This is a genomic window from Mycobacterium rhizamassiliense (genome assembly GCF_900157375.1).
GTDB classification, from domain to species: domain Bacteria; phylum Actinomycetota; class Actinomycetes; order Mycobacteriales; family Mycobacteriaceae; genus Mycobacterium; species Mycobacterium rhizamassiliense.
In genome coordinates this window covers 4,903,020-4,927,834 of record NZ_LT721901.1, presented here as the reverse complement: position 1 = coordinate 4,927,834, position 24,815 = coordinate 4,903,020, and the positions used below count along the sequence as shown (strand labels likewise).

Genomic DNA, 24,815 nt, shown 5'->3' with positions numbered 1-24,815 from the left:
TTGTCGCCCTTAGCGTTTCGTATCCCGAAGGACGGCTAGCCGCCGGACGGACCCCGGCTCAGTAGCACGTCGCGCCAGTCGATCGGGACCCGTCCGCGCGGGCCGGGCGCGCCCTGATCGGCCGGATGACTGTCGGGCATGGCGAGTTTCGGCCCGTCGTAATACTCGTCGAGGTCGTAGTTCCAAAACCAATCCTCGCCGGGCTCGAACGACTGAATGATCGGGTGGCCGGTCGCGCGCCAATGCGCCGATGCGTGTCGAGCCAGTGAATCGTCACAGCAGCCGATGTGACCACACGCCGCGCAGCGGCGCAGATGCACCCACCACCCCTGGGCGGCCTCGCACTCGGCACAGCCCGTGCCGCTCGGCGACGCGGTGGGATCGATTCCCGATGTCATGCAACCCATCTTGCCCCGACTCCGCGCCCGTTGCCCACTCGGGCGGCGCCGTTGCCGAGTAACGCTATTTGGGCACGCGCAACGCGATGTAGTACGAGTGTGATGACGCGTGGTCGACGGTGTAGCTGCGCGCCTTCTCGACCGCTTCGTGGTCGTAGTCCAGCCAGCGCTCGGTGAGTTGCCGCTGAAACTCCGTCCAGGACAACACCGTAAACCTCTCGAGGACGACGTCGGGATCTTCGGGGCTGTGGTACAGCTCCCAGCTGTGGCCACCCGTGCGCAGGCGGGAGCGCCGCACGGCGCTCATCGCGCGGATGAAGGCATCGAGGTTCTCGGTCGGCACCCGGTAGCGGGTGGTGACCAGGACGGGTCCGTCGTGTGGGCAGGGTTCGAAAACCACGGCCGGGCTCGGCCACGCAGTGGAAATGCCCAGGCTCACCCCCTCCGGCAGCGGAAGAAACGGGAGCACGGTAACGCTGAGGGCGGCGGCACCCAATAACGCCGCGGACCAGACCAGCGCGTGGTCGAGTCCCGTTCTGGTGGCGATCAGGCCGAACATGTAGGAGCCGAGGGCGAGACTGCCGGTAAACACCAGCAGATACACGGACAACCCCCGGGCCCGGACCCATTGCGGCAGCGCGAGCTGGGCCGCCGCGTTCAGCTCCGTCAATGTGATGAGCCAGGCCATTCCCGACAACAGCAGCATCGGCAGCGCCTCGGCGAAGCTCAGCCAGGCCACGGCCAGCGCGGCGCACCCGTAGGCGACGGCGCAGGCCGCCATGAGCACGTTGATCGGGACCTTGTCGCGCACGGGTGCCGAGATCACGACCGCGATCACCGCGCCAATTCCCATCGCCCCCAACGCCACCCCGTAGCCGCTCGCTCCCAGGTGCCATCGGTGCGCGGCGGCCACCGGCAACAGGGCCAACAGGGCCGAGGCGGGAAACACGAAAAGGGTTGTGCGCAAGAGGATCCTGCGAAAGATCGGCCCGTTCTCGACGTAGGCGAGGCCGCTGATGATTGCCTGGCCCAGGCCTTCGCGTTCGATCGGCGCCATTTGTTTGGGCCGCCGCCAGCCCGCGAGGGCGACGATGATGGCCGCGTACGACACCGCGTTGATCGCGAAAACCGCTGCGGGCCCGGCCAACGCCACGGCGACGCCGCCGATCGCAGGGCCGATCACCCGGGCGATGTTGACCGACACGCTGGACAACGTCGCGGCCGCGGGTATCTGCTCGCGCGGGACGACCTCGGGCTGGATGGCCTGCCACGCCGGTCCGGCCAGCGCAGCAGCGAAGCCAATGGCCAAGGTGAACATCAACAGTGACGTCGGGCCGAGCTTGCCGAGATACGTCACCACCGCCAGGGCCAGGGCCACCGCCACGGCGTAGGTCTGCAGGAACATCAGCAGCCGGCGCCGGTCGAACAGGTCGGCCAGGACGCCGGCGAACAACCCCAACAGCAGGGTCGGCCCGAGGCTTGCCGTCTGGACCAGTGCGATGACGGTGTCGCTGCTGTGGTCTTCTACCAGAAACCATTGTGCCGCAACGCTTTGCATCCACGTTCCGACGTTGGAGACGAACTGGGCGATAAACAGGTTGCGGTATACGCGATTGCGCAACGGCGCCCCGGTGGAGGCAGCGTTGGGGTGCTCTTGCGGCTGCGGCAGTCGCTCGATCAATTCACGACGCCGCTTCGGCTAGGGCCGTTCGCCTGTCCTGTCATCGCGAGAAGATTACCGCTGGATGGGGGGAGTTTCTCGTCGAGTCAACGGCATCGCCCTAACTCTGGCCGGCGCCTCTATCCTGAGCACGTGACCGGGCACGTTGACTCTCAGCCGTCGGCGGGGCGCTGGCATGTCATCGGCCTGACCGCGTATCTGTGGCTGCTCGTCCTCTACGCGGCCAAGGCGTACGGCGCGGGCGCCCAGGTCGATTCGCGGGTCTACTGGCTGCTCGCCGGCGCCGCGATGCTGACAGTTGTCGTCGCGGTGGCCGGACGGCTGCGCGGTTGGCAGCAGAGCCGTGTCCTTCTGTTCGGGTGGCCGGCCGCGTCGCTCGTCATCACGACGCTCGTCGGGGCGGTCGCTTCCGACGCCACCCGCGAGCTTCCCGGCACCATCACGGTCACCTTCGCCTACATCGGCCTCACCTGCCGACGCTGGCGCTCACTGGCCTTCGTCCCCCTCGGCGTGCTGGCGTTCGTCGTCGGCGGCGCCAAGGTCCTGCCCGGCGACCTGACCACCGTCGTGTTGGCCGCGGCGATGTGGGTCATCGTCGCCGAGGTTCCGGCCTGGCTCATCTCCCGGCTGGAGGAGCAGAGCGCGCTGCTGCGCAAGATCGCGCAGACCGATGCCCTCACCCAGCTGCTGAACCGGAGCACGCTGGCGCCCCAGCTGTCGGCGCACGCCGGCCGGTGTTCGGTGGTGCTGATCGACCTGGATAACTTCAAGACCTACAACGACCGGCACGGTCACGAGGCCGGCGATCAACTCCTGGTCGCCTTCGCCGATGCGCTGCGATGGTCGGCGCGCAAAGAGGATGTGGTCTTCCGGATCGGCGGCGACGAGTTCCTCGTGATGCTCGTCGGCGCCGCCCACGCGGAGGCCGAGCGCACGCTCGATCGCCTCCGCCGGCGCTGGGCCGAGGCGGGGACGCCGGTGACCTACAGCGCCGGGATCGCCGCCGGCGAACGCGATCTGATGCGCCTCGCCGACGAGCAGATGTACGCCGACAAGCGCTCCCGCGGCGGCCTGCCCACCGACTGATCCGGCCGGGCGCCGGCCGGGAAGGCGCGACGCGCGGGGTCCGGGGCCGGCCGTTGCTGAGCTCGCTGCCAGCAAAGGCGCAGCAGAAACGCCCAATTATGTAACTAAGGGCAGGCTAACGTAAGCTCTGGGACTTAAGACACATGTCCAGAAAAGGACATCTGGCCGGCCCATCGTCTTCTTCAGTTAGGGGTTGCGCGATGCGCATCGTGTTCTTCGGATTTCAGACCTGGGGCTACAAGACCCTGCAGGCACTGCTCAACCTGGACCACGAAGTCGTACTCGCCGTCACCCACCCCACGAGCGAAGAGGTCTACAAGGCCATCTGGTCGGCGCCGGTCGAAGAACTCGCGCGCGACAACGGCATCCCCGTCCACGTCACGGAGCGGGTGGACGCCGAGACCATCGACCTGATCAAGCGCGTCGAACCCGACGTCATCGTCGTCAACAGTTGGTACCACCGGATGCCCGCGGAGCTCTACGAACTCCCGCCGCACGGCACGCTGAACTTCCACGACTCGCTGCTGCCCAAGTTCACCGGGTTTTCCCCCGTGCTGTGGGGGTTGATCAGCGGCGAGTCCGAGTTCGGCCTGACCGTGCACCGGATGGACGACGGCTTGGACACCGGCGACATTCTGGTGCAGCACTCGCTACCGGTCGGCCCCGCCGACACGGGCACCGAGTTGGTGCTGCGCGGGATGGATCTGATTCCGGGCGCGCTGGCCGAGGCGCTGCACGCCCTCGAATCGGGTACCGCTGTCTGGCGGCCGCAGAACAAGGCCGAACGCAGCTACTTCCACAAGCGTTCCGAGCGCGACAGTCTGGTCGATTGGAACTGGCCGGCCGAGGATCTCGCGCGGTTCGTGCGGGCGCTGTCCGACCCGTATCCCCGCGCGTTCGCGTTCTACCGGGGTGAGCGCATCGAAATTCTCGAGGCGCGGGCGTCCGACGCCTGTTACGGCGGCACGCCGGGCCGCGTGATCGTGCAAGAGGAAGGCGGGGCGGTGGTGTGCGGGCCCAACGCGATTCGCGGTCGCAACCGCGGGCTGGTCATCTCCCGGGTCCGTTGCGCGGACGGGGTCGAATGCAGTGGGGAGAAGTTCTTTCGCCGCGGGGGGTACCTGGATAGCCAGGCGTAGGCCGCAATTCGCGGTCGCGGATCTTTCCGGCTGCGATGCGCTCGGTGCCGCGACGCCTCACTGAATAGAAAGTTCGTCCGTCCCTATGCTCAATTACGGCACTCAACCGGATCTGTTGGGGTCGTTGACCGACGCGCAGCGGTTGATCTGGGCCGCCCAGGAACTCCGGCCCGAAGTCCCGTACAACTTCGCCGGCTTCATGGCTATCGATCACCACGTCGACGCCGAAAAGCTCATGGCCGCATGCGAGTCGGCGGCGACGCGGTTCGGCTCGCCGTGTGCACGGCTCGCTCTCGTCGACGGCGAACCGGTCTTCATGCTCGATCACTCGATACCGGAAACCCTCGACTGTGTCGATCTGCGCGCCGAGCCCGACCCGGTGTCCGCCGCGCGCAGCTGGATGGACGACGACTACCGCCGGCCCGTCGATCTCGACCGGGACCGGTTGACGAACTTCGCCTTGCTGCGGGTCGCCGACGACATGTCGTACTTCTATCTGCGCACGCACCACGTCCTGCTGGATGGCTACGGCACCAACAACTTCCTGCGGCACATCGCCGACGTCTACTCAGGAGCGGACCCGGACACCGGGGAGGTCGATTTCTCGGGGTTCGCCACGGTCCGTGACGCGGACGAGAAGTACCAGCAGTCCTCGCGCCATCAGGCCGACGCCGAGTACTGGAAGACCGTCGTGCGCGGGTCGCTGGAAGTCACCGACCTGGCGGGGACGCAGCGGTCGGTCGCGCCACGTCACCCGCTGGTGCGCGAGCTGGCCTGCGCACAACGGCTTTTCGAGAGCGGGCACCCGTTCGATGTTGCGCGGGTGGTCGCGACCGTGGCGCTGTTCCTGGCGAAAACAACCGGGCGGCAGACGGTCTCGCTGTCGCTTCCGGTCACGGCGCGCACCACCGCGGCGGCCAAGAAGTGCGCGGGCATGATGTCGAACCTGGTGCCGCTGGTTGTCCACGTCGAGGACGACGACACCATCGGCGCGCTGACCGACCGGGTCGCGGCCGCCGTGGTGGGCGCGTTGCGGCATCAGCAGTTCCGGCGCTTCCCGGACATCATCGGGGATGCGACCCGGCTGGACGTGAACCTCGAATTCGGTCCGATGGTCAACGTGTTCGGGTTTGTGGCCCCCATTCACTACGGACCGTCCGAGGCCGCCTGCAATGTCCTGACGACGTTCCCCGTCCAGGACGTCGCGGTGAACATCTATCCGCAACTGGGCGATGGGGCGCCGCGAATCCAGTTCGGGTGGAACCCGGAGCGCTACACCGCCGACGAAATCGACCGGCACATCACGCGTCTGGAGTCGCTCTTCGACCGCCTGCTGGCGGCGGATCCGTCGACCTCGGTGGACGAGGTGTCGTTCCTGGATCGGGCCGAGAGCGACCTGGTCCTGTCGCAATGGTCGGGTGCCGGCGCCACGGCCCCGGTGGGGGTGGCGCCGGAGTTGTTGGGCGCGGCGGTGTCGGCGGACCCCGAGGCCGTCGCGGTGATCGACGGCGCCCGCACACTGTCGTATCGCGAGCTCGATGAGTGGTCGACGCGGCTGGCCCGGGCATTGATCGAGGCCGGCGTGGGCCCCGAGCGTTCCGTGGGCGTCGCGATGGACCGCAGCGCGGAGCTGGTGGCCGCGTGGTGGGCGGTGATGAAGGCCGGCGGGGCCTACGTGCCGGTCGATCGCAGCCATCCGGTCGAGCGCATCGCCACCGTGCTGGACGCGGTGGCCGCCGAGTGCGTGTTGACGTGCGGCGCCGACACGGTGCCCGGCGCCGGGACGCGTCCGGTGCTGCGCGTCGACGCCCTCGACGTTTCGGGGCGCAGCGCGGACCCGATCACCGATGCCGACCGCCTGGCCCCGCTTGCCGCGCAGCACGCCGCGCACGTGATCTTCACGTCGGGATCCACCGGTGTCCCCAAGGGGGTCGCGGTGAGCCACGCCGGCCTGCTCGGCGTGGCCGCGCACCACCGCGAACTCGAATTAGCCGTCGACACACGGCTATTGATGGCGGCATCGCCCACCTTCGACGTGTCGGTGGGCGAGTTATTGCTGGCGGTCGGGGCGAGGGCTGCGCTGGTGGTGCCGCCGCCGGACGCCTACGCCGGTGAGGCGCTGACCACGTTCCTGTGCGACCAGCGCGTCGGCGCAGCGGTATTGACCCCGACCGTGCTGTCGTCACTCGACGCAGCCCGGCTGTCCGGGCTGCACACCCTGGTCACCACGGGGGAGGCCTGCCCCGAAGAGCTGGCCACCGCGTGGGCGCCGGATCGGCGAATGTCCAACGCCTACGGCCCGACCGAGGCCACGATCTGGGCCACCTGGAGCGCGCCGCTGGGGGCTGGACAGCCCGTCAGCATCGGTGCGCCCCTCGCGGGGGTGCGCGCGCTGGTGCTCGACGCGCGGCTGAACCCGGCGCCCGTCGGTGTGGTCGGTGAGCTGTACCTGAGCGGCCCCGCGCTGGCGCGCGGCTACGTCGGCCGGGTCGACCTCACCGCCGAACGATTTGTGGCGAACCCCCACGGCGACAACGGAACTCGGATGTATCGCACCGGGGACCTGGTGTGTTGGCAGCCCGACGGGCAGTTGCGCTACCTCGGGCGGGCCGACGGCCAGGTCAAGATCCGCGGCTACCGCATCGAACCCGGCGAGGTGCAGGCGGCGCTGGCCGCACTGGATGGCGTCCAGGCGGCGGTGGTGGTCGCCCGCGAGGATCGCCTCGGCAACACCCGCCTGGTCGGCTACATCACCGGCACCGCCGACCCCGCCGGAACCCGCACCCTGCTGGGCGACCGGCTGCCGGCCTACATGGTGCCGTCCGCCGTCGTCGCCATCGACGCGTTGCCGTTGACGGACAACGGAAAGCTCGACGTCCGTGCGCTTCCCGCGCCCGAATACCGCGACGCCGACAGCTACCGCGCTCCCGCCGGTGTCGTCGAGGAGGCGCTAGCCGGGATCTTCGCCCAAGCGCTCGGCCTGGAGCGGGTGGGGGTCGACGACTCGTTCTTCGATCTGGGCGGGGACAGCATCATGTCGATGCAGGTGGTGTCACGCGCGCGTGCGGCCGGGTTGGTGTGCCGCCCGCGCGACATCTTCGTGGAGCAGACGGTGGCGCGGCTGGCCCGGGTGGTCGCGGTGGCCGCGGGCATCGACGATGTGGTCGACGCGGGCATCGGCCCGGTGGTCGCCACGCCGATCATGCGGTGGCTGCAGGGCATTGGCGGCCGGATCGATCAGTTCAACCAGACGATGATGGTGACGGCTCCGGCCGGGGTGAGTCGGGCCGACGTCGTGGTGGTGTTGCAGGCCCTACTGGATCGGCACCCCATGTTGCGGCTGCGCGTCGAGGATGACGCGGCCGGCGGCTGGTCGTTCGAGGTGCCCGAGCCCGGCTCGGTGCACGCGGACGAGTGCGTGCAGGCCGTCGCGGCGCTGTCCGACGACGCGTTGGTCGACGCGCGGTCCCGGCTGAACCCCGCCGCGGGCGTGCTGCTCAGCGCGCTGTGGGCGGCCGGCAGCGGCCAACTGGTGCTGATCATCCATCACCTGGCCGTCGACGGCGTGTCGTGGCGAATCCTGTTGGAAGACATCAATATCGCGTGGGCCCAGCATCGCGCCGGCCAGCCGGTGGAGCTGCCGGCCGGTGGCACCTCCTTCGCCCGGTGGGCGTCACTGCTCGCCGAGCATGCGCGCACCGCCGCGACCACGGAGCACGCCGCGGCCTGGCGACCGGTGGCGGCGACGCCGCCGGTGCTGCCTGCGGTCCGCGGCGCCGCGGACACGTTTGCGAACGCCGGGACCCTGTCCGCGGTGCTGGACGCCGAGACCACCCGGATGTTGTTGCGCGAGGTGCCCGCTGCGTTTCACGCCGGCGTGCAGGACGTCCTGTTGGTCGCGTTCGGGCTGGCGGTGGCGCGGTTGCTCGGCGACACCACGGCGCCCATCGCCATCGACGTCGAAGGGCACGGGCGCCACGAAGAGCTGGGCGCCCACGTCGACCTGTCGCGCACGGTCGGCTGGTTCACCGCCAAACACCCGGTGGCGCTGCGCTTCAGCGGCCTGGACTGGGCGCAAGTGGTCAACGGCGAGGCCGTGCTGGGCGGGCTGGTCAAAGACGCCAAGGAACGCCTGCGCGCCCTGCCCGACGGGCTGACCTACGGCTTGCTGCGCTACACCGACGGCGCGGCGGAGCTGCAGGGCCCGGACCCCGAGATCGCGTTCAACTACCTGGGCAGGCTGAGCGGCGGCACCGCCCTATCCGATGATCTCTGGCGCCCCGCCCTCGACGGCTTTTCGACCACCGCGATCGCGAGCGCGGTGCCGATGGCGCTGCCGCATACCCTGGCTCTCAACGCGGGCACCCTGGACGGCGATGCCGGGCCGCAATTGCACGCCAACTGGACCTGGGCCTCGAGCGCGTTCGACGCAGACCAGATAAACCGGTTGAGCGCGTTGTGGTTTGAGGTGTTGGCCGGTATCTGCGCGCACGTGCGCCGTGGCGGCGGGGGATTGACGCCGTCGGATGTCGCTCCGGCGCGGCTCACCCAACAGCAAATCGTCGACCTCGAGCTGCGCGAGCCCGTCGCGGACGTATTGCCGTTGACACCCCTGCAGCAGGGGCTGCTGTTCCACGCCACGGCGGCCAAGACCACCGATGCCGATCTGTACGCGATTCAGCTGAGCATCAGCGTCTCGGGCCCGCTCGACCCGGAACGGCTGCGCGACGCCGTCCACGCCGTGGTTGCTCGTCATCCGAACCTGGCCGCCCGGTTTTCCGCGCAGATCGACCCGCCGGTTCAGATCCTCCCCGCCGGGCCGACGGCGCCGTGGCGCTATGTCGAGCTCGACGCGATTGACTCGGACATCGACGGACAGGTGCAGCGGCTATGTGCGGCCGAACGCGCCGCCGTCTGCGACCTCGCCAGCCCGCCGGTCTTCCGGGTGACCCTGATCCGTTGCGCGCCAAATCAATACCGGCTCGTCCTCACCAACCACCACATCGTGCTCGACGGCTCGTCGCTGCCGATCCTGCTGCAGGAGATCTTCGCCGGCTATCACGGGCAGCGCCTCCCGGCGGCGGTGCCCTACCGCAGATTTGTGAGCTGGCTTGCCGACCGAGACCTCGATGCGGCCCAGGCGGCCTGGCGCGAGGTGCTGGCGGGCTTCGGTGCGCCGACGCTGGTGGGTTCCCCGCACAAGCTGGAGCTGACGCAACGGGCCGTCGAATCGCGGCGCCTTTCCGAACAGACCACCCTGGCCCTCGACCGGCTGGCCCGCACCCAGCACACCACCGTCAACACCGTCCTGCGCGCCGCGTGGGCGCAGCTGTTGATGTGGCTGACCGGCCAACAGGACGTGGTGTTCGGCGCCGCGGTGTCGGGCCGCTCGGCCGACGTCGTCGGAATCGAATCGATGGTGGGCCTGTTGATCAACACGGTGCCGGTGCGCGCGCACGTCACCGCGCAGACCACCGTCGCCGACCTGCTCGGACAGCTGCACAACGCCTACCAGCACACCCTGGAACACGAGCACCTGGCGCTGACCGAGATCCACCGCAGCACGGGCCACGATCAGCTGTTCGACACCCTGTTTGTCTACGAGAATTACCCGATCGACGCCGCGGCCTCGATGGAGCTGGGCGAGCTGGCCATCACCGACTTCACCACGCACGAATCCACCCACTACCCGCTGACTTTGCAGGCCGTGCCCGGGCCGGAATTGGGCCTGCGCGTCGAATACGACGCCGCGCTATTCGACACCGAAAGCGTTGGCCCGCTGCTGGATCGGTTGGAGCGGGTGTTGGTGGGGATGGTGGCTGATCCTGGTCGGCGGTTGTCGTCGGTGGATGTGGTGGATGCCGCTGAATTGCTGCGGCTTGATGGGTTGGGGAATCGGGGGGTGTTGGATCGGCCGGTGGCCGGTTCCTCGATTCCGGGATTGTTTGCCGCGCAGGTGTTTCGGTCGCCGGGGGCGGTGGCGGTCAGTTGTGGTGCGACGTCGCTGACGTATCGGGAGTTGGATGAGGCGTCGAATCGGTTGGCGCATTGGTTGGTTGAGCGGGGTGCGGGGCCGGGTCGGTGTGTGGCGGTGCTGTTTTCCCGCTCGGCGCAGGCGATCGTGGCGATCTTGGGTGTGCTCAAGAGTGGGGCCGGGTATTTGCCGATCGATCCGGGAAGCCCGGATTCACGTATTGAGTTCATGCTCGGCGATGCCGTGCCGGTGGCCGCGGTCGCCGCCGCAGGGTTGGCCGACCGGTTGGCCGGACGCGGGCTCAACGTGATCGGGGTGGACGACCCGGCCGTTGCGGCCCAACCGGATTCCGGGCTGCCGGTGCCGGCCGGTGGCGATGTGGCCCACATCGTCTACACGTCGGGGACTACCGGGGTGCCTAAGGGTGTGGCGACCACGCACGCGAATGTGACCCAGCTGCTGGAGCCGCTGCATGTGGGGTTGCCGTCGGGGCCGGGCCAGGTGTGGTCGCAGTGGTACTCCTATGCCTTCGACGCGTCGGTGGAGGAGATCTGGGGTGCGCTGCTGCATGGCTCGCGGCTGGTGGTGGTGCCCGAATCGGTGGCGGCGATGCCCGAGGAGTTTGAGGCGCTGCTGGTCGACGAACAGGTGACGGTGTTGCATCAGACGCCGTCGGCGGTGGCCGCGCTGTCCGTGGGGGCCCTGGACGAGGTGGCGCTGGTGGTCGCCGCTGAGGCGTGCGCTTTGGAGTTGGTGGAGCGCTGGGCACCTAACCGGGTGATGACCAACGCCTACGGGCCCACCGAGACCACGCTGTGTGTGACGGTCAGCGTGCCGCTGCAGCCGGGTGCCGAGGTGGTGCCGATCGGGGTGCCGATACCGGGTGCGGCGTTGTTTGTTTTGGATGCGTGGTTGCGGCCGGTGCCGGCCGGGGTGGTCGGCGAGTTGTATGTGGCCGGGCGCGGGGTCGGGATCGGGTATGTGAACCGGGCGTCGTTGACGGCGTCGCGGTTTGTGGCGTGCCCGTATGCGCCCGGGCAGCGGATGTATCGGACCGGGGACTTGGTGCGCTGGGGGCCCGACGGGCAGCTGCAGTATTTCGGGCGGGCCGATGAGCAGGTCAAGATCCGCGGGTATCGTATCGAGCTCGGTGAAATACGTTCGGCGCTGGCCGCTTTGGAGGGTGTGCACGCGGCGGCGGTGATCGTGCGTGAGGACCGCCCCGGCGACAAACGCCTCGTCGGCTACCTGACCGGGACCGCCGACCCCGCGACCGCGCGCGCGCAACTGGCCCACCGCCTCCCGCCCTATATGGTGCCGGCCGCGGTCATGGCCATCGAGGTGTTGCCGCTGACCCAAAACGGCAAACTCGACACCAAGGCCCTACCCGAACCCGAATACACCACCACCGCATACGAACCCCCCCGCAACGCGATAGAAGAAACCCTCACCGGCATCTACGCCCACATCCTCGACCACCAACGCGTCGGCATCAACGACTCCTTCTTCGACCTCGGCGGCGATTCACTGTCGGCCATGCGACTCGTCGCGGCGATCAACGCGGCGCTCGACGCCGATCTGCGGGTGCACGCCGTGTTCGAGGCGCCCGCGATCGCGCAGTTGGTTTCGCGGATCGGACGGGCGGGGGACCGGCTGCGGCCATTGGTGGCGGGCCCGCGGCCCGCGGTGGTGCCGCTGTCGTTCGCCCAGAATCGGTTGTGGTTCTTGGGCCAATTGCAGGGGCCGTCGGCGGTTTACAACATGACCGTGGCGTTGCGGCTGGGCGGGCAACTGGATCCCGGTGCACTGGCCGCCGCCTTGGTCGATGTCGTGGACCGCCACGAATCGCTGCGCACCGTATTTCCGCACCGGGACGGCGCGCCTTACCAGGACGTGGTGGCGGTCGAGGACGTCGACCTTGGCTGGGATGTCGTCGATGCCGGCGGGTGGTCGCGGGATCGGCTGTCCGTGGCGATCGATGCGGTCGCGCGGCACACGTTCGACCTGACCGCCGAGACACCGTTGCGGGCAATGCTTTTCCGCGTCGCGGAGGATGAGCATGTGCTGGTGGCCACGGTGCACCACATCGCGGCCGACGGGTGGTCGATCACCCCGCTGGTGCGTGATCTTGGCGTGGCCTACGCCAGTCGATGCGCGGGGCGGGTTCCCGGTTGGGACGCGCTGGCGGTGCAGTACGCCGATTACACGCTGTGGCAACGCGCCCAGCTCGGCGACCTCGACGACCATGACGGTCCGATCGCCGGTCAGCTGACGTACTGGGAGCAGGCCCTCGCGGGGATGCCCGAACGGTTGCAGCTGCCCACGGACCGGCCGTATCCGGCGGTGGCCGATCACCGGGGTGCCAACGCGGTGGTCGAGTGGCCGGCCGAGGTGCAGCGGCGGTTGCGCGCGGTGGCGCGTGAGCACGACGCGACCAGCTTCATGGTCATGCAGGCGGCATTGGCGGTGCTGCTGGGCAAGCTGTGCGCGACCGACGATGTGGCCGTGGGCTTCCCGGTCGCGGGGCGGCGTGACCCCGGGCTCGACGAACTCGTGGGCTTCTTCGTCAATCGGTTGGTGCTGCGGGTCGAGACGGCCGGTGACCCCACCGTCGCCGAGGTGCTGGCCCAGGTGCGCAAGCGCAGCCTGGCGGCCTACGAGCATCAGGATGTGCCCTTCGACGCCCTGGTTGACCGTCTCAATCCGGCCCGGACCATGGCGCATCACCCCTTGGTCCAGGTCGCCCTGGCCTGGCAGAACCTGCCGGGCCAGCACGACGACCCGGCCGCCGGGCTGGCCCTGGGTGATCTCACGATCACGCCCATGCCGCTGGACACCCACACCGCACGAATGGATTTGACGTTCTCGTTGGCCGAGCGGTGGAGCCAGGACGGCGAACCCGCCGGGATCTCCGGGGCGGTGGAATTCCGCACCGATGTCTTCGACTCGGAAAGCATTGCGGCGCTGATCAATCGGCTGGAGCGCGTGGTAATGGCCATGACGGCCGATCCCACGCGGCGGTTGTCGTCGATCGACCTGCTCGACGCCGACGAGCGCCGGCGCCTGGATCGGATCGGCAACCGGGCGGCGTTGACGCAGACCGTTGCCGGGTCCTCGATACCGGAACTGTTTGCCGCACAGGTGGTTCGCACGCCCGATGCCGTGGCGATCAGCTATGCCGGCCGTTCGACGACCTACCGCGAATTGGACGTGGCCGCCAACCGGTTGGCACACCTGCTCGCGGGGCGGGGCGTGGGCCCGGGGCAGTCCGTGGCGCTGCTGTTTTCGCGCTCGGCCGAGGCGATCGTAGCGATGCTGGCGGTGCTCAAGAGCGGCGCGGCGTATCTCCCGATCGACCCCGCAAGCTCCGACGCGCGAATTCAGTTCCTGGTAGGCGACGCCGCGCCCGCGGCGGCGCTCACGACCGCTGACCTCGCCAACAGGCTGGACGGCCATGGGCTGCCGGTCATCGACGTCAACGACGCGGCCATCGGCGCTCAGGCCGGCAACCCGCCGCGATTACCGGCCCCCGGCGACATCGCCCACATCATCTACACCTCGGGCACGACCGGTATGCCCAAGGGCGTGGCCGTCACGCATCACAACGTCACCCAGCTGATGCGGGGACTCGACGCCGCGCTCACCACGCCAGGCCCAGTCAAGGTGTCCACGCAGTGGCATTCCTACGCGTTCGACGCGTCGGTACGGGAGATCTGGGGCGCGCTGCTGCACGGCGGCCGGCTGGTGGTGGTGCCCGAGGCAGTGACCGGCTCACCGGACGACCTGCGCGCCTTGCTGATTGCCGAGCGCGTCAGCGTGCTGAGCCAGACGCCCACCGCGCTGGCGGCGCTGTCCCTGGACGGGCTGGAGTCCGCGGCGTTGATCGTGGGCGGCGAGGCGTGCCCGGCCGAGCTGGTGGATCGCTGGGCACCCGGTCGGGCGATGACCAACGCCTACGGCCCCACCGAAACCACGGTGGACGCGACGATCAGCGCCCCGCTGCAGGCCGGCTCCCCGGTGGTGCCCATCGGAGCGCCGGTGGCGGGTGCGGCGTTGTTTGTGCTCGACGGCTGGCTGCGCCCCGTAGCGCCGGGGGTGGTCGGTGAGCTGTACGTCGCCGGGCACGGTGTGGGTATCGGGTATCTGCGCCGGGCGTCGTTGACGGCGTCGCGGTTTGTGGCGTGCCCGTTCGCGCCCGGGCAGCGGATGTATCGCACCGGGGACTTGGTGCGCTGGGGCGCCGACGGGCAGCTGCAGTACATCGGGCGCGCCGACGAGCAGGTCAAGATCCGCGGGTATCGCATCGAACTCGGCGAAATCCGTTCAGCCCTAGCAGGTTTGGACGGTGTGGACGCCGCGGCGGTGATCGCGCGCGAAGACAGCCCCGGCGATAAGCGGCTGGTGGGGTACATCACCGGGGCTGCGGATCCCGCGACCGTGCGGGCGAGCCTGGCCGAGCGGCTGCCGGCCTACCTGGTTCCGGCCGCGGTCGTGGCCATCGACACGCTACCGCTAACACCCAACGGCAAGCTCGACACCAAAGCCCTACCGGCGCCCGAATACCGGGGCACCGAATACGCGGCGCCCGGCAGCGCGGTCGAAGAGATCCTGGCCGGCATCTACGCCGAAATCCTCGGGCTCGACCGCGTCGGCATCAACGACTCCTTCTTCGACCTCGGTGGCGATTCACTGTCGGCCATGCGCCTGATCGCGGCCATCAAGGCGGGCCTGAACACCGACCTTCCGGTACGCGCGGTGTTCGAGGCGCCGACGGTGGCGCGGTTGGCGCCCCGGATCGGTGGCGGCGAGGGTGGCCTGGAGCCATTGGTGGCGGGCCCACGGCCCACGGTGGTGCCGTTGTCGTTCGCCCAGAATCGGTTGTGGTTCCTCGACCAATTCCAGGGCCCCTCACCCATCTACAACATGGCCGTCGCATTGCGGCTGAGCGGGCCCCTCGACACCGACGCCCTCGGCAGCGCGCTCACCGATCTGGTCGGCCGCCACGAGAGCCTCCGCACGCGATTCGCCGCACCAGACGGCGTTCCCCAGCAATTGGTGGTCGCGCCGGAAAACGTCGACCTCGGCTGGGACGTTGTCGATGCCGGCGGGTGGTCGCGGGATCGGCTGGCCGAGGCGATCGATGCGGTCGCGCGGCACACGTTCGATCTGACCGCCGAGACGCCGTTGCGGGCAATGCTTTTCCGGGTCGCCGACGACGAGCACGTGCTGGTAACCACGGTGCATCACATCGCGGCCGACGGGTGGTCGATCACCCCGTTGGTGCGCGATCTTGGCGTGGCCTACGCCAGCCGGTGTGGCGGAGACGCGCCGGCTTGGGACGCGCTATCCGTGCAGTACGCGGATTACACGCTGTGGCAGCGCGCCCAATTCGGCGACCTCGACGACGCCGACAGCCCGATCGGGCGCCAGCTCGCGTATTGGCAGCGGGCCCTGGCCGCGATGCCCGAGCGGTTGCAGCTGCCCACGGATCGCCCGTATCCGCCGGTGGCCGACTACCGCGGCGCGAACGTCGTCGTGGAGTGGCCCGCCGAAGTGCAGCGGGGGGTGCGCGCGGTGGCCCGTGAGCACGACGCGACCAGCTTCATGGTGATGCAGGCGGCCCTTGCGGTGCTGCTGTCGAAGATCAGCGCCAGTCGTGATGTGGCGGTGGGCTTCCCGATCGCCGGGCGGCGCGACCGTGCGCTCGACGACCTGGTGGGCTTTTTCGTCAACACGCTCGTGTTGCGCGTGGAGGTCGAGGGCGACCCCACCGTCGCCGAGGTGCTGGCCCAGGTGCGCCAGCGCAGCATCGCCGCCTATGAGCACCAGGACGTGCCCTTCGAGGTGCTCGTCGAGCGGCTCAACCCGGCCCGATCCCTGAGCCATCACCCCCTGATCCAGGTGCTGCTGGCCTGGCAGAACCTGCCCGGGCAGCACAACCAGCCCGCCGTCGAGATGGACGTGACCGATCTCCGGATCACCCAGCTGCCGCTCGATGCGCACACGGCGCGAATGGATTTGACGTTCTCGTTGGCGGAGCGCTGGGACGAAGACGGCGAGCCGGCGGGCATCTCCGGCGGCGTCGAATTCCGCACCGATGTCTTCGACGCGGAAAGTGTTGCGGCGCTGATCGATCGGCTAGAACGCGTGGTGCTGGCCATGACGGTCGATCCCACCCGCCGGTTGTCGTCGATCGACCTGCTCGACGACGGCGAGCACCTGCGGCTGAACGAGATCGGCAACCGGGCGGCGTTGACGCAACCCGCAGGCGGGGGAGAGTCGATCCCGGACCTGTTCGCGGCGCAGTCCGCCCGCACGCCCGATGCCGTGGCAGTCACCTGCGGCGCGCGTTCGACGACCTACCGCGAACTCGACGCGGCGGCGACTCGACTGGCGCACCTGCTCGCCGCACAAGGAGTGGGCCCGGGCCACTATGTGGCACTGCTGTTTTCGCGCTCGGCCGAGGCGATCACGGCGATGTTGGCGGTGCTCAAGACCGGGGCCGCATACCTGCCGATCGATCCGGCGGTGCCCGATGCCCGGATCGAGTTCCTGCTCGGCGACGCCGCGCCCGCCGCGGCGCTCACGACCGCTGGCCTCGCCGACAGGCTGCACGGGCACGGGCTGCCGGTCATCGACGTCAACGCGCCAATCACCGACGAACCGGCCGGGTCGCTGCCGGGCCCGGTCGTCGACGACATCGCGTACCTCATCTACACCTCGGGCACTACTGGTGTGCCCAAGGGCGTGGCCATCACGCACCGCAACGCCACCCACATGCTGGAATCGCTCGACGCGAGCCTGGATCGCACCGGTGTCTGGTCGCAATGGCATTCGCTGGCCTTCGACGTGTCCGTGTCGGAAATCTTCGGCGCGCTGCTGCGAGGCGGGCGCCTGGTGGTGGTGCCCGAGGCGGTAGCGAGCTCGCCGGAAGACCTGCACTCGCTGTTGACGACCGAGCGCGTGACCGTGCTCAGCCAAACCCCCTCGGCGACGGCCACACTGGCGCCCGGGGGCCTGGACTCGATGGCATTGGTGGTCGCCGGCGAGGCGTGCCCGGTCGAGCTGGTGGATCGCTGGGCCCCGAACCGGGTGATGATCAACGCGTATGGCCCCACGGAAACCACCGTCTACGCGGCGATCAGCGCCCCGCTGCAGGCCGGCTCCCCGGTGGTGCCGATCGGAGCACCGGTGGCGGGTGCGGCGTTGTTTGTGCTCGACGGCTGGCTGCGCCCCGTAGCGCCCGGGGTGGTCGGTGAGCTGTACGTCACGGGAACCGGTGTGGGCGTGGGGTATCTGCGCCGGGCGTCGTTGACGGCGTCGCGGTTTGTGGCGTGCCCGTTCGCGCCCGGGCAGCGGATGTATCGGACCGGGGACTTGGTGCGCTGGGGCGCCGACGGGCAGTTGCAGTACATCGGGCGCGCCGACGAGCAGGTCAAGATCCGCGGGTATCGCATCGAGCTCGGTGAGATCCGTTCGGCGCTGGCAGGTTTGGACGGTGTGGGTGCCGCGGCGGTGATCGCGCGCGAGGACAGCCCCGGCGATAAGCGGCTGGTGGGGTACATCACCGGGGCTGCGGATCCCGCGACCGTGCGGGCGAGCCTGGCCGAGCGGCTGCCGGCCTACCTGGTTCCGGCCGCGGTCGTGGCCATCGACACGCTACCGCTAACACCCAACGGCAAGCTCGACACCAAAGCCCTACCGGCGCCCGAATACCGGGGCAGCGAATACCAGGCGCCCGGCAGCGCGGTCGAAGAGATCCTGGCCGGCATCTACGCCGAAATCCTCGGGCTCGACCGCGTCGGCGTCAACGACTCCTTCTTCGACCTCGGTGGCGATTCACTGTCGGCCATGCGCCTCATCGCGGCCATCAACAAATCAATGGACACGGGCGCGACGGTGCGCGCCCTTTTCGACGCCCCCACCGTTGCCCAATTGGCGCCACGCCTGCATCGCGACGGGGTTGCGCTGGAACCGTTGATCGCGGGCCCGCGGCCCACGCCGATTCCGTTGTCGTTCGCCCAGAGCCGGTTGTGGTTCCTCGACCAATTCCAGGGCCCCTCAGCGGTATACAACATGTCGGTCGCCCTGAGGTTGAGCGGACCCCTCGACACCGACGCACTGGGCGCCGCGCTGGCCGATGTGGTGGGTCGTCACGAATCGCTGCGCACCGTCTTCCCGCACAGCGACGGGGTGCCGTATCAGGAAGTGCTGGCGCCCGATCGGGCCTCGTTCGGCTGGCAGACCCACGATGCGTCGGCGTGGACCCGGGATCGGCTGGACCAGGCGACCGCGGCCGTCGCACGCCACACCTTCGACCTGGCCAACGAAATCCCTTTGCGCGCAGAGCTATTCGCCGTCGCCGAGGACGAGCACCTGCTGGTGGCGGCCGTGCACCATATCGCCGCCGACGGGTGGTCGATCACCCCGTTGATGAACGATCTGGGCGCGGCCTACGTCAGCCGGATCGGCGGCGCGGCCCCGGGCTGGAATGCGTTGCCGGTGCAGTATGCCGATTACACGCTGTGGCAGCGCGCCCAATTCGGCGACCTCGACGACGTCGACAGCCCCATCGGGCGCCAGCTCGCCTATTGGCAGCAGGCCCTGGCCGCGATGCCCGAACGGTTGCAGCTGCCCACCGACCGGCCCTACCCGCGGGGCGTCGACTACCGCGGCGACCGGGTGGCCGTGGAGTGGCCGGTCGAACTGCAGCTGCGGGTGCGCGCGCTGGCCAAAGAACACGGCGTGACGAGCTTCATGGTGATCCAGGCCGCCCTCGCGGTGCTGCTGTCGAAGATCAGCGCAAGCTCGGACGTCGCAATGGGATTCGCGGTCGCCGGACGTGGCGACACCGCGGTCGACGACTTGGTGGGCTTCTTCGTCAACACCCTGATCCTGCGCGTCCAGGTCGGCGGTGAGGCGACGGTCACCGACCTGCTGGCCCAGGTCCGCGCCCGCAGCCTCGAGGCCTTCGACCACCAGGACGTTCCCTTCGAGGTGCTCGTCGAGCGCCTCAACCCCATCCGATCCGTCAGCCATCACCCGCTGGTCCAGGTGGGGATGGCTTGGCAGAACCTGCCCGGCCAGCACAACCGCCCGTCCGTCGAGCTCGACCTGGGTGACCTTCGCATCGCCGAGATTCCGTTGGACACGAACACCGCGCGGATGGACCTGAGCTTCTCGCTCGCCGAACGCTGGGAGGACGACGGCGCACCCGCCGGAATCGCCGGAGCGGTGGAATTCCGCACCGCCCTGTTCGATGCGGCCAGCGTCGAGGTGTTGATCGGTCGGTTGGAGCGGGTGTTGGTGGGGATGGTGGCTGATCCTGGTCGGCGGGTGTCGTCGGTGGATGTGGTGGATGCCGCTGAATTGCTGCGGCTTGATGGGTTGGGGAATCGGGGGGTGTTGGATCGGCCGGTGGCCGGTTCCTCGATTCCGGGATTGTTTGCCGCGCAGGTGTTTCGGTCGCCGGGGGCGGTGGCGGTCAGTTGTGGTGCGACGTCGCTGACGTATCGGGAGTTGGATGAGGCGTCGAATCGGTTGGCGCATTGGTTGGTTGAGCGGGGTGCGGGGCCGGGTCGGTGTGTGGCGGTGCTGTTTTCCCGCTCGGCGCAGGCGATCGTGGCGATCTTGGGTGTGCTCAAGAGTGGGGCCGGGTATTTGCCGATCGATCCGGGAAGCCCGGATTCACGTATTGAGTTCATGCTCGGCGATGCCGTGCCGGTGGCCGCGGTCGCCGCCGCAGGGTTGGCCGACCGGTTGGCCGGACGCGGGCTCAACGTGATCGGGGTGGACGACCCGGCCGTTGCGGCCCAACCGGATTCCGGGCTGCCGGTGCCGGCCGGTGGCGATGTGGCCCACATCGTCTACACGTCGGGGACTACCGGGGTGCCTAAGGGTGTGGCGACCACGCACGCGAATGTGACCCAGCTGCTGGAGCCGCTGCATGTGGGGTTGCCGTCGGGGCCGGGCCAGGTGTGGTCGCAGTGGTACTCCTATGCCTTCGACGCGTCGGTGGAGGAGATCTGGGGTGCGCTGCTGCATGGTTCGCGGCTGGTGGTGGTGCCCGAATCGGTGGCGGCGATGCCCGAGGAGTTTGAGGCGCTGCTGGTCGACGAACAGGTGACGGTGTTGCATCAGACGCCGTCGGCGGTGGCCGCGCTGTCCGTGGGGGCCCTGGACGAGGTGGCGCTGGTGGTCGCCGCTGAGGCGTGCGCTTTGGAGTTGGTGGAGCGCTGGGCACCTAACCGGGTGATGACCAACGCCTACGGGCCCACCGAGACCACGCTGTGTGTGACGGTCAGCGTGCCGCTGCAGCCGGGTGCCGAGGTGGTGCCGATCGGGGTGCCGATACCGGGTGCGGCGTTGTTTGTTTTGGATGCGTGGTTGCGGCCGGTGCCGGCCGGGGTGGTCGGCGAGTTGTATGTGGCCGGGCGCGGGGGCGGGGTCGGGTATGTGAACCGGGCGTCGTTGACGGCGTCGCGGTTTGTGGCGTGCCCGTATGCGCCCGGGCAGCGGATGTATCGGACCGGGGACTTGGTGCGCTGGGGGCCCGACGGGCAGCTGCAGTATTTCGGGCGGGCCGATGAGCAGGTCAAGATCCGCGGGTATCGTATCGAGCTCGGTGAAATACGTTCGGCGCTGGCCGCTTTGGAGGGTGTGCACGCGGCGGCGGTGATCGTGCGTGAGGACCGCCCCGGCGACAAACGCCTCGTCGGCTACCTGACCGGGACCGCCGACCCCGCGACCGCGCGCGCGCAACTGGCCCACCGCCTCCCGCCCTATATGGTGCCGGCCGCGGTCATGGCCATCGAGGTGTTGCCGCTGACCCAAAACGGCAAACTCGACACCAAAGCCCTACCCGAACCCGAATACACCACCACCGCATACGAACCCCCCCGCAACGCGATAGAAGAAACCCTCACCGGCATCTACGCCCACATCCTCGACCACCAACGCGTCGGCATCAACGACTCCTTCTTCGACCTCGGCGGAAATTCGCTATCCGCGATGCGGCTGATCGCCACGATCAACAAATCACTGAATACCCAACTCTCGGTGCGCATTCTGTTCGAGGCGCCCACGGTCGCCGGCCTGAGCGAGCAGGTCGACAAGCACGCCATCGACCCGCGCTTCGTGGCCGTACACGGGCATGACGCCGCCGAGCTGCGCGCCGGCGATCTCACCCTGGACAAGTTCCTCGACGACGCCACGCTGACGACGGCACCGTCGCTGCCCGGACCCAGCGCCGAGGTCCGCACCGTCCTGCTGACCGGCGCTACCGGATTCCTCGGGCGCTACCTGGTCCTGGAATGGCTACGCCGCATGGAGCTCACCAACGGAACGGTGATCTGCTTGGTGCGGGCCGACTCCGACGAACAGGCGCGCGCTCGCTTGGACAAGACTTTCGACAGCGGCGACCCAGAACTGTTGCGGCTCTACGAGGAGCTGGCCGAGGATCACCTGCGGGTCGTCGCAGGCGACAAGGCCGAGCCCAACCTCGGCCTCGACGAACAGAGCTGGCAGGCACTGGCCGACACGGTCGACCTGATCGTCGATTCGGCGGCCCTGGTCAACGGCGTGCTGCCCTATAGCGAGCTGTTCGTGCCGAACGTCGTCGGCACCGCCGAGCTGATCCGGATCGCGCTGACCACCAAGCTGAAGTCCTTCGTGTACGTGTCGACCGCCAACGTCGGTGATCGCGTCGAGCCGTCGGCGTTCACGGAGGACGCCGACGTCCGCGACATCAGCCCGACCCGTGTCAACGACGGCAGCTACGTCAATGGCTACGGCAACAGCAAGTGGGCGGGCGAAGTCCTGCTGCGCGAGGCCAACGACTTGTGCGGGCTGCCGGTCGGGGTCTTCCGCTGCGACATGATCTTGGCCGACACCAGCTTTGCGGGTCAGCTGAACATGTCCGACATGTTCACGCGGATGGTGCTGAGCCTGCTGGCCACCGGCGTCGCGCCCGCCTCGTTCTACCTGCGCGACGACGAGGGCAACCGGCAGCGCGCGCACTTCGACGGGCTGCCGGTCGAGTTCGTGGCCGAGGCGATTGCCACGCTGGGTGTCGAGGCGGTCGGTGGGTTCGAGACGTACCACGTGATGAACCCGCACGACGACGGCATCGGATTCGACGAGTTCGTCGACTGGGTGATGGGCGCCGGCTACCCGGTCGAGCGCATCGACGACTTCGGAGAGTGGTTGGAGCAGTTCGAAACTCGGCTGCGCGCCTTGCCGGATCGACTGCGCCGGCAATCGGTGCTCCAGGTGCTGGAATTGCGGCTGCACAACCTCACGCACGTCGATGCCTTCACGCCGACCAACGGCTCCTTCGCCTCGACCGATCGGTTCCGCGCCGCGGTGCAAGACGCCAAAATTGGTGCCGATCATGATATTCCGCATGTCACGGCGCCGGTCATCCTGAAATACGTGACCGACTTGCAGCTGCTCGGATTGCTCTGACGATCGAATTCGCCTAACGCGAACTGCCGTTGGCCTTCTTTTCCTCGTACATCAATGCGTCGGCATCGGCCAACAGTTGATCGAGGCTGGGAGCCCCGCCCGACGCGGACGCCCGCACGATCCCGATGCTGGCGGAAACGCGGTAGGGCCGGATGCGCGTGGCGTTGAACGAACAGAACGCCTCGTCGAGGCGTTCCTTGAGTGTGCTTGTCTCGCCGTCGATCTCGGTGACCATGACGCAGAATTCGTCACCGCCGATGCGGGCGAGAATGTCGGAGTCGCGCTCGATGCTGCGCAGCACCTCGGCGACGTCTTTGATCAGCGCATCGCCGGCATCGTGTCCCTGTTCGTCGTTGACCCGTTTGAGCCCGTTGACGTCGAGGAAGGCCAGCACGCAGCTGCGGCCGAGGTGGTGCGTCCCGCGGAGCTTCTGCTCGGCCAGCAGGTAGAAGCCACGACGATTGTTGAGTCCGGTCAGTTCGTCGGTGACGGACAGCCTGCGGATCTCCTCGTTGGCATCCTCGAGCGCGGCGGTGCGATCGCGCACCCGCTGCTCCAACTCCGAATAGACTCCGACGTTCTCCATGGCGATCGAGGTCGAATCGGCCAGCGCCTGCAGCAGGCGCACCTCCTGCTCGGACGGCGCGTGCTGGTATGCCCAGTAATTGCCGATCGCGCCGATCGGGTTCAGCTTTCGGATGGGAACCATCACCAGGCTCTTGACGAACGTGGGGCGATACAGCGTCTGCGGGATGCGCGGGTCGCGGAAGACGTCCGGGATGATCGCGGCATCGCGGTTCAGCATCGCCCAGCCGCTGATGCAGATGTTGATCGGGAAGCGGTTGCCCTTCCACAGCGGGGCGATCGCGTCCTCGTCGGCGTAGTAGCAGTTGTCGTTGTCGCGCAGCACGAACGTGGCGCCATCGCAACCGGTGAGCTCACGCGCCCTGGTCCGCACGATGCGCTGAATTTCGGGCAGGCTGCGGGCCAACGACAATTCCTGGACGGCATGCACCAGACGCTCCATGCCGTCGACATAGTCCGCCTCACCGAATTCGCGGATGGGGGAGCAGGAGGCCGTCGATTCAGACGAAAGGGGGGCGTTCACGCGCACCCCCTCCGGCGGAATTGGCCGCGTCCGGATGGGCGGCCGATTTGGCAGGAAAGCAGATTACCGCGATAAGTGCGGGGCTTGAGTCACTTCTTGCGGCGCGACGTTTGCTGCTCTGATTGCACCCGGGCGCCGGTCAGGCAAAACGCCAGGTCAAGGCGCTTCGATCATTCCGGCGGCGCGGGATTCATCGACCCGATGTAGTACGTTTCGTGCCCGGTCGGGTAGCCGCCGCCACCGGTGGCGATGTGGACGTGGTCATAGTGGTTCGCGGTCTCGTTGCCCAGGTCGGCCGTCCAGGCTCCCGAGTTTGGGCCCGGATAGATCTTCTGCCGCCAGATCACGTGGTTGATACCCCACCGCTTCGCGTTCGCCAGGGCGTAGCCGGCGATTTGGTTGCCGAGTTCGATGCCCTCCGGGCTGCCATGATCCGGAATCATCACGTCGATCGCCAGACCGTTGGGGTGCCACGGCAGCGGGTCCTGCCGGTACCCGTAGATGGTCTTGATCTGCGGAAACAGCAGGCTGACGGCGCGGGCGGCCCAGATGGTCTTGATCTGGAGCCGGTCCTCGTTGGCGACGCCGCGGGGTAGCGCGATCTGGAAGGGTTGGCCGGCCGAGGGTGCCAGGTTGGGCGCGTTGGCCGTCAGCGACTCGATCTCCGCGGGGCTCGCGATGTGCGGCGGTGCGGGTGGCACGAACGGTGGGATCGCCGGACCCGCCTGGGCCGCCGCCGGGGGCTCCACGGGACCCGGATGAGGCTCGGTGCTCTGCGCGTAGATCATGGCCGCAGAGACGACGAGCGAGGCCGGGATCGCCAACCAGCGGCCGCGCGCCTTGGCTAACACATCTCTGGCCATGAACTGCACTTTAATGTCGGCTGCAATGCCTGGGGCCAGGTTTCGCCATCTCGGGTGCGCCGACTTTACGACGAACTCGCCGGGGCGCGCGACGCGAACTG

General features: G+C 68.6%; 7 protein-coding genes. 3 read left to right on the top strand and 4 right to left on the bottom strand.

Annotation, left to right across the window (positions count from 1 at the left end; translation table 11 throughout):
• Nucleotides 1-35: 35 nt before the first annotated feature.
• Complete coding sequence (locus tag MRAB57_RS23665) at nt 36-398, bottom strand: UBP-type zinc finger domain-containing protein (RefSeq protein ID WP_077089497.1); 363 nt, start codon at nt 396-398, stop codon at nt 36-38.
• Nucleotides 399-462: 64 nt separating this feature from the next.
• The gene (locus MRAB57_RS23660; RefSeq protein ID WP_245835993.1) at nt 463-2,079 is read right to left on the bottom strand and encodes an MFS transporter; all 1,617 of its coding nucleotides are present in this window, start codon (nt 2,077-2,079) and stop codon (nt 463-465) included.
• Between the two features lie 132 nt (nt 2,080-2,211).
• On the opposite strand from MRAB57_RS23660, the gene MRAB57_RS23655 reads away from it, so the two are divergent.
• The 3 genes from MRAB57_RS23655 to MRAB57_RS23645 all read left to right on the top strand — a co-directional run bounded on the left by MRAB57_RS23655 (nt 2,212) and on the right by MRAB57_RS23645 (nt 22,743).
• The gene (locus tag MRAB57_RS23655; RefSeq protein WP_077089496.1) at nt 2,212-3,165 is read left to right on the top strand and encodes a GGDEF domain-containing protein; all 954 of its coding nucleotides are present in this window, start codon (nt 2,212-2,214) and stop codon (nt 3,163-3,165) included.
• 200 nt (nt 3,166-3,365) lie between these two features.
• Nucleotides 3,366-4,304 (top strand): methionyl-tRNA formyltransferase, encoded by a 939-nt coding sequence (locus MRAB57_RS23650; RefSeq protein WP_077089495.1) that lies wholly within the window; start codon nt 3,366-3,368, stop codon nt 4,302-4,304.
• 85 nt (nt 4,305-4,389) lie between these two features.
• Nucleotides 4,390-22,743, top strand: a complete 18,354-nt coding sequence (locus MRAB57_RS23645; protein ID WP_077089494.1) for a non-ribosomal peptide synthetase — start codon at nt 4,390-4,392, stop codon at nt 22,741-22,743.
• 13 nt (nt 22,744-22,756) lie between these two features.
• On the opposite strand, the gene MRAB57_RS23640 is transcribed toward MRAB57_RS23645, so the two are convergent.
• Both MRAB57_RS23640 and MRAB57_RS23635 read right to left on the bottom strand, forming a co-directional pair.
• Complete coding sequence (locus MRAB57_RS23640; protein WP_083743511.1) at nt 22,757-23,770, bottom strand: GGDEF domain-containing protein; 1,014 nt, start codon at nt 23,768-23,770, stop codon at nt 22,757-22,759.
• A gap of 251 nt (nt 23,771-24,021) precedes the next feature.
• On the bottom strand, nt 24,022-24,714 hold the full coding sequence (locus MRAB57_RS23635) for a VldE C-terminal domain-containing protein (protein WP_077090806.1): 693 nt from the start codon (nt 24,712-24,714) through the stop codon (nt 24,022-24,024).
• Nucleotides 24,715-24,815 lie beyond the last annotated feature (101 nt).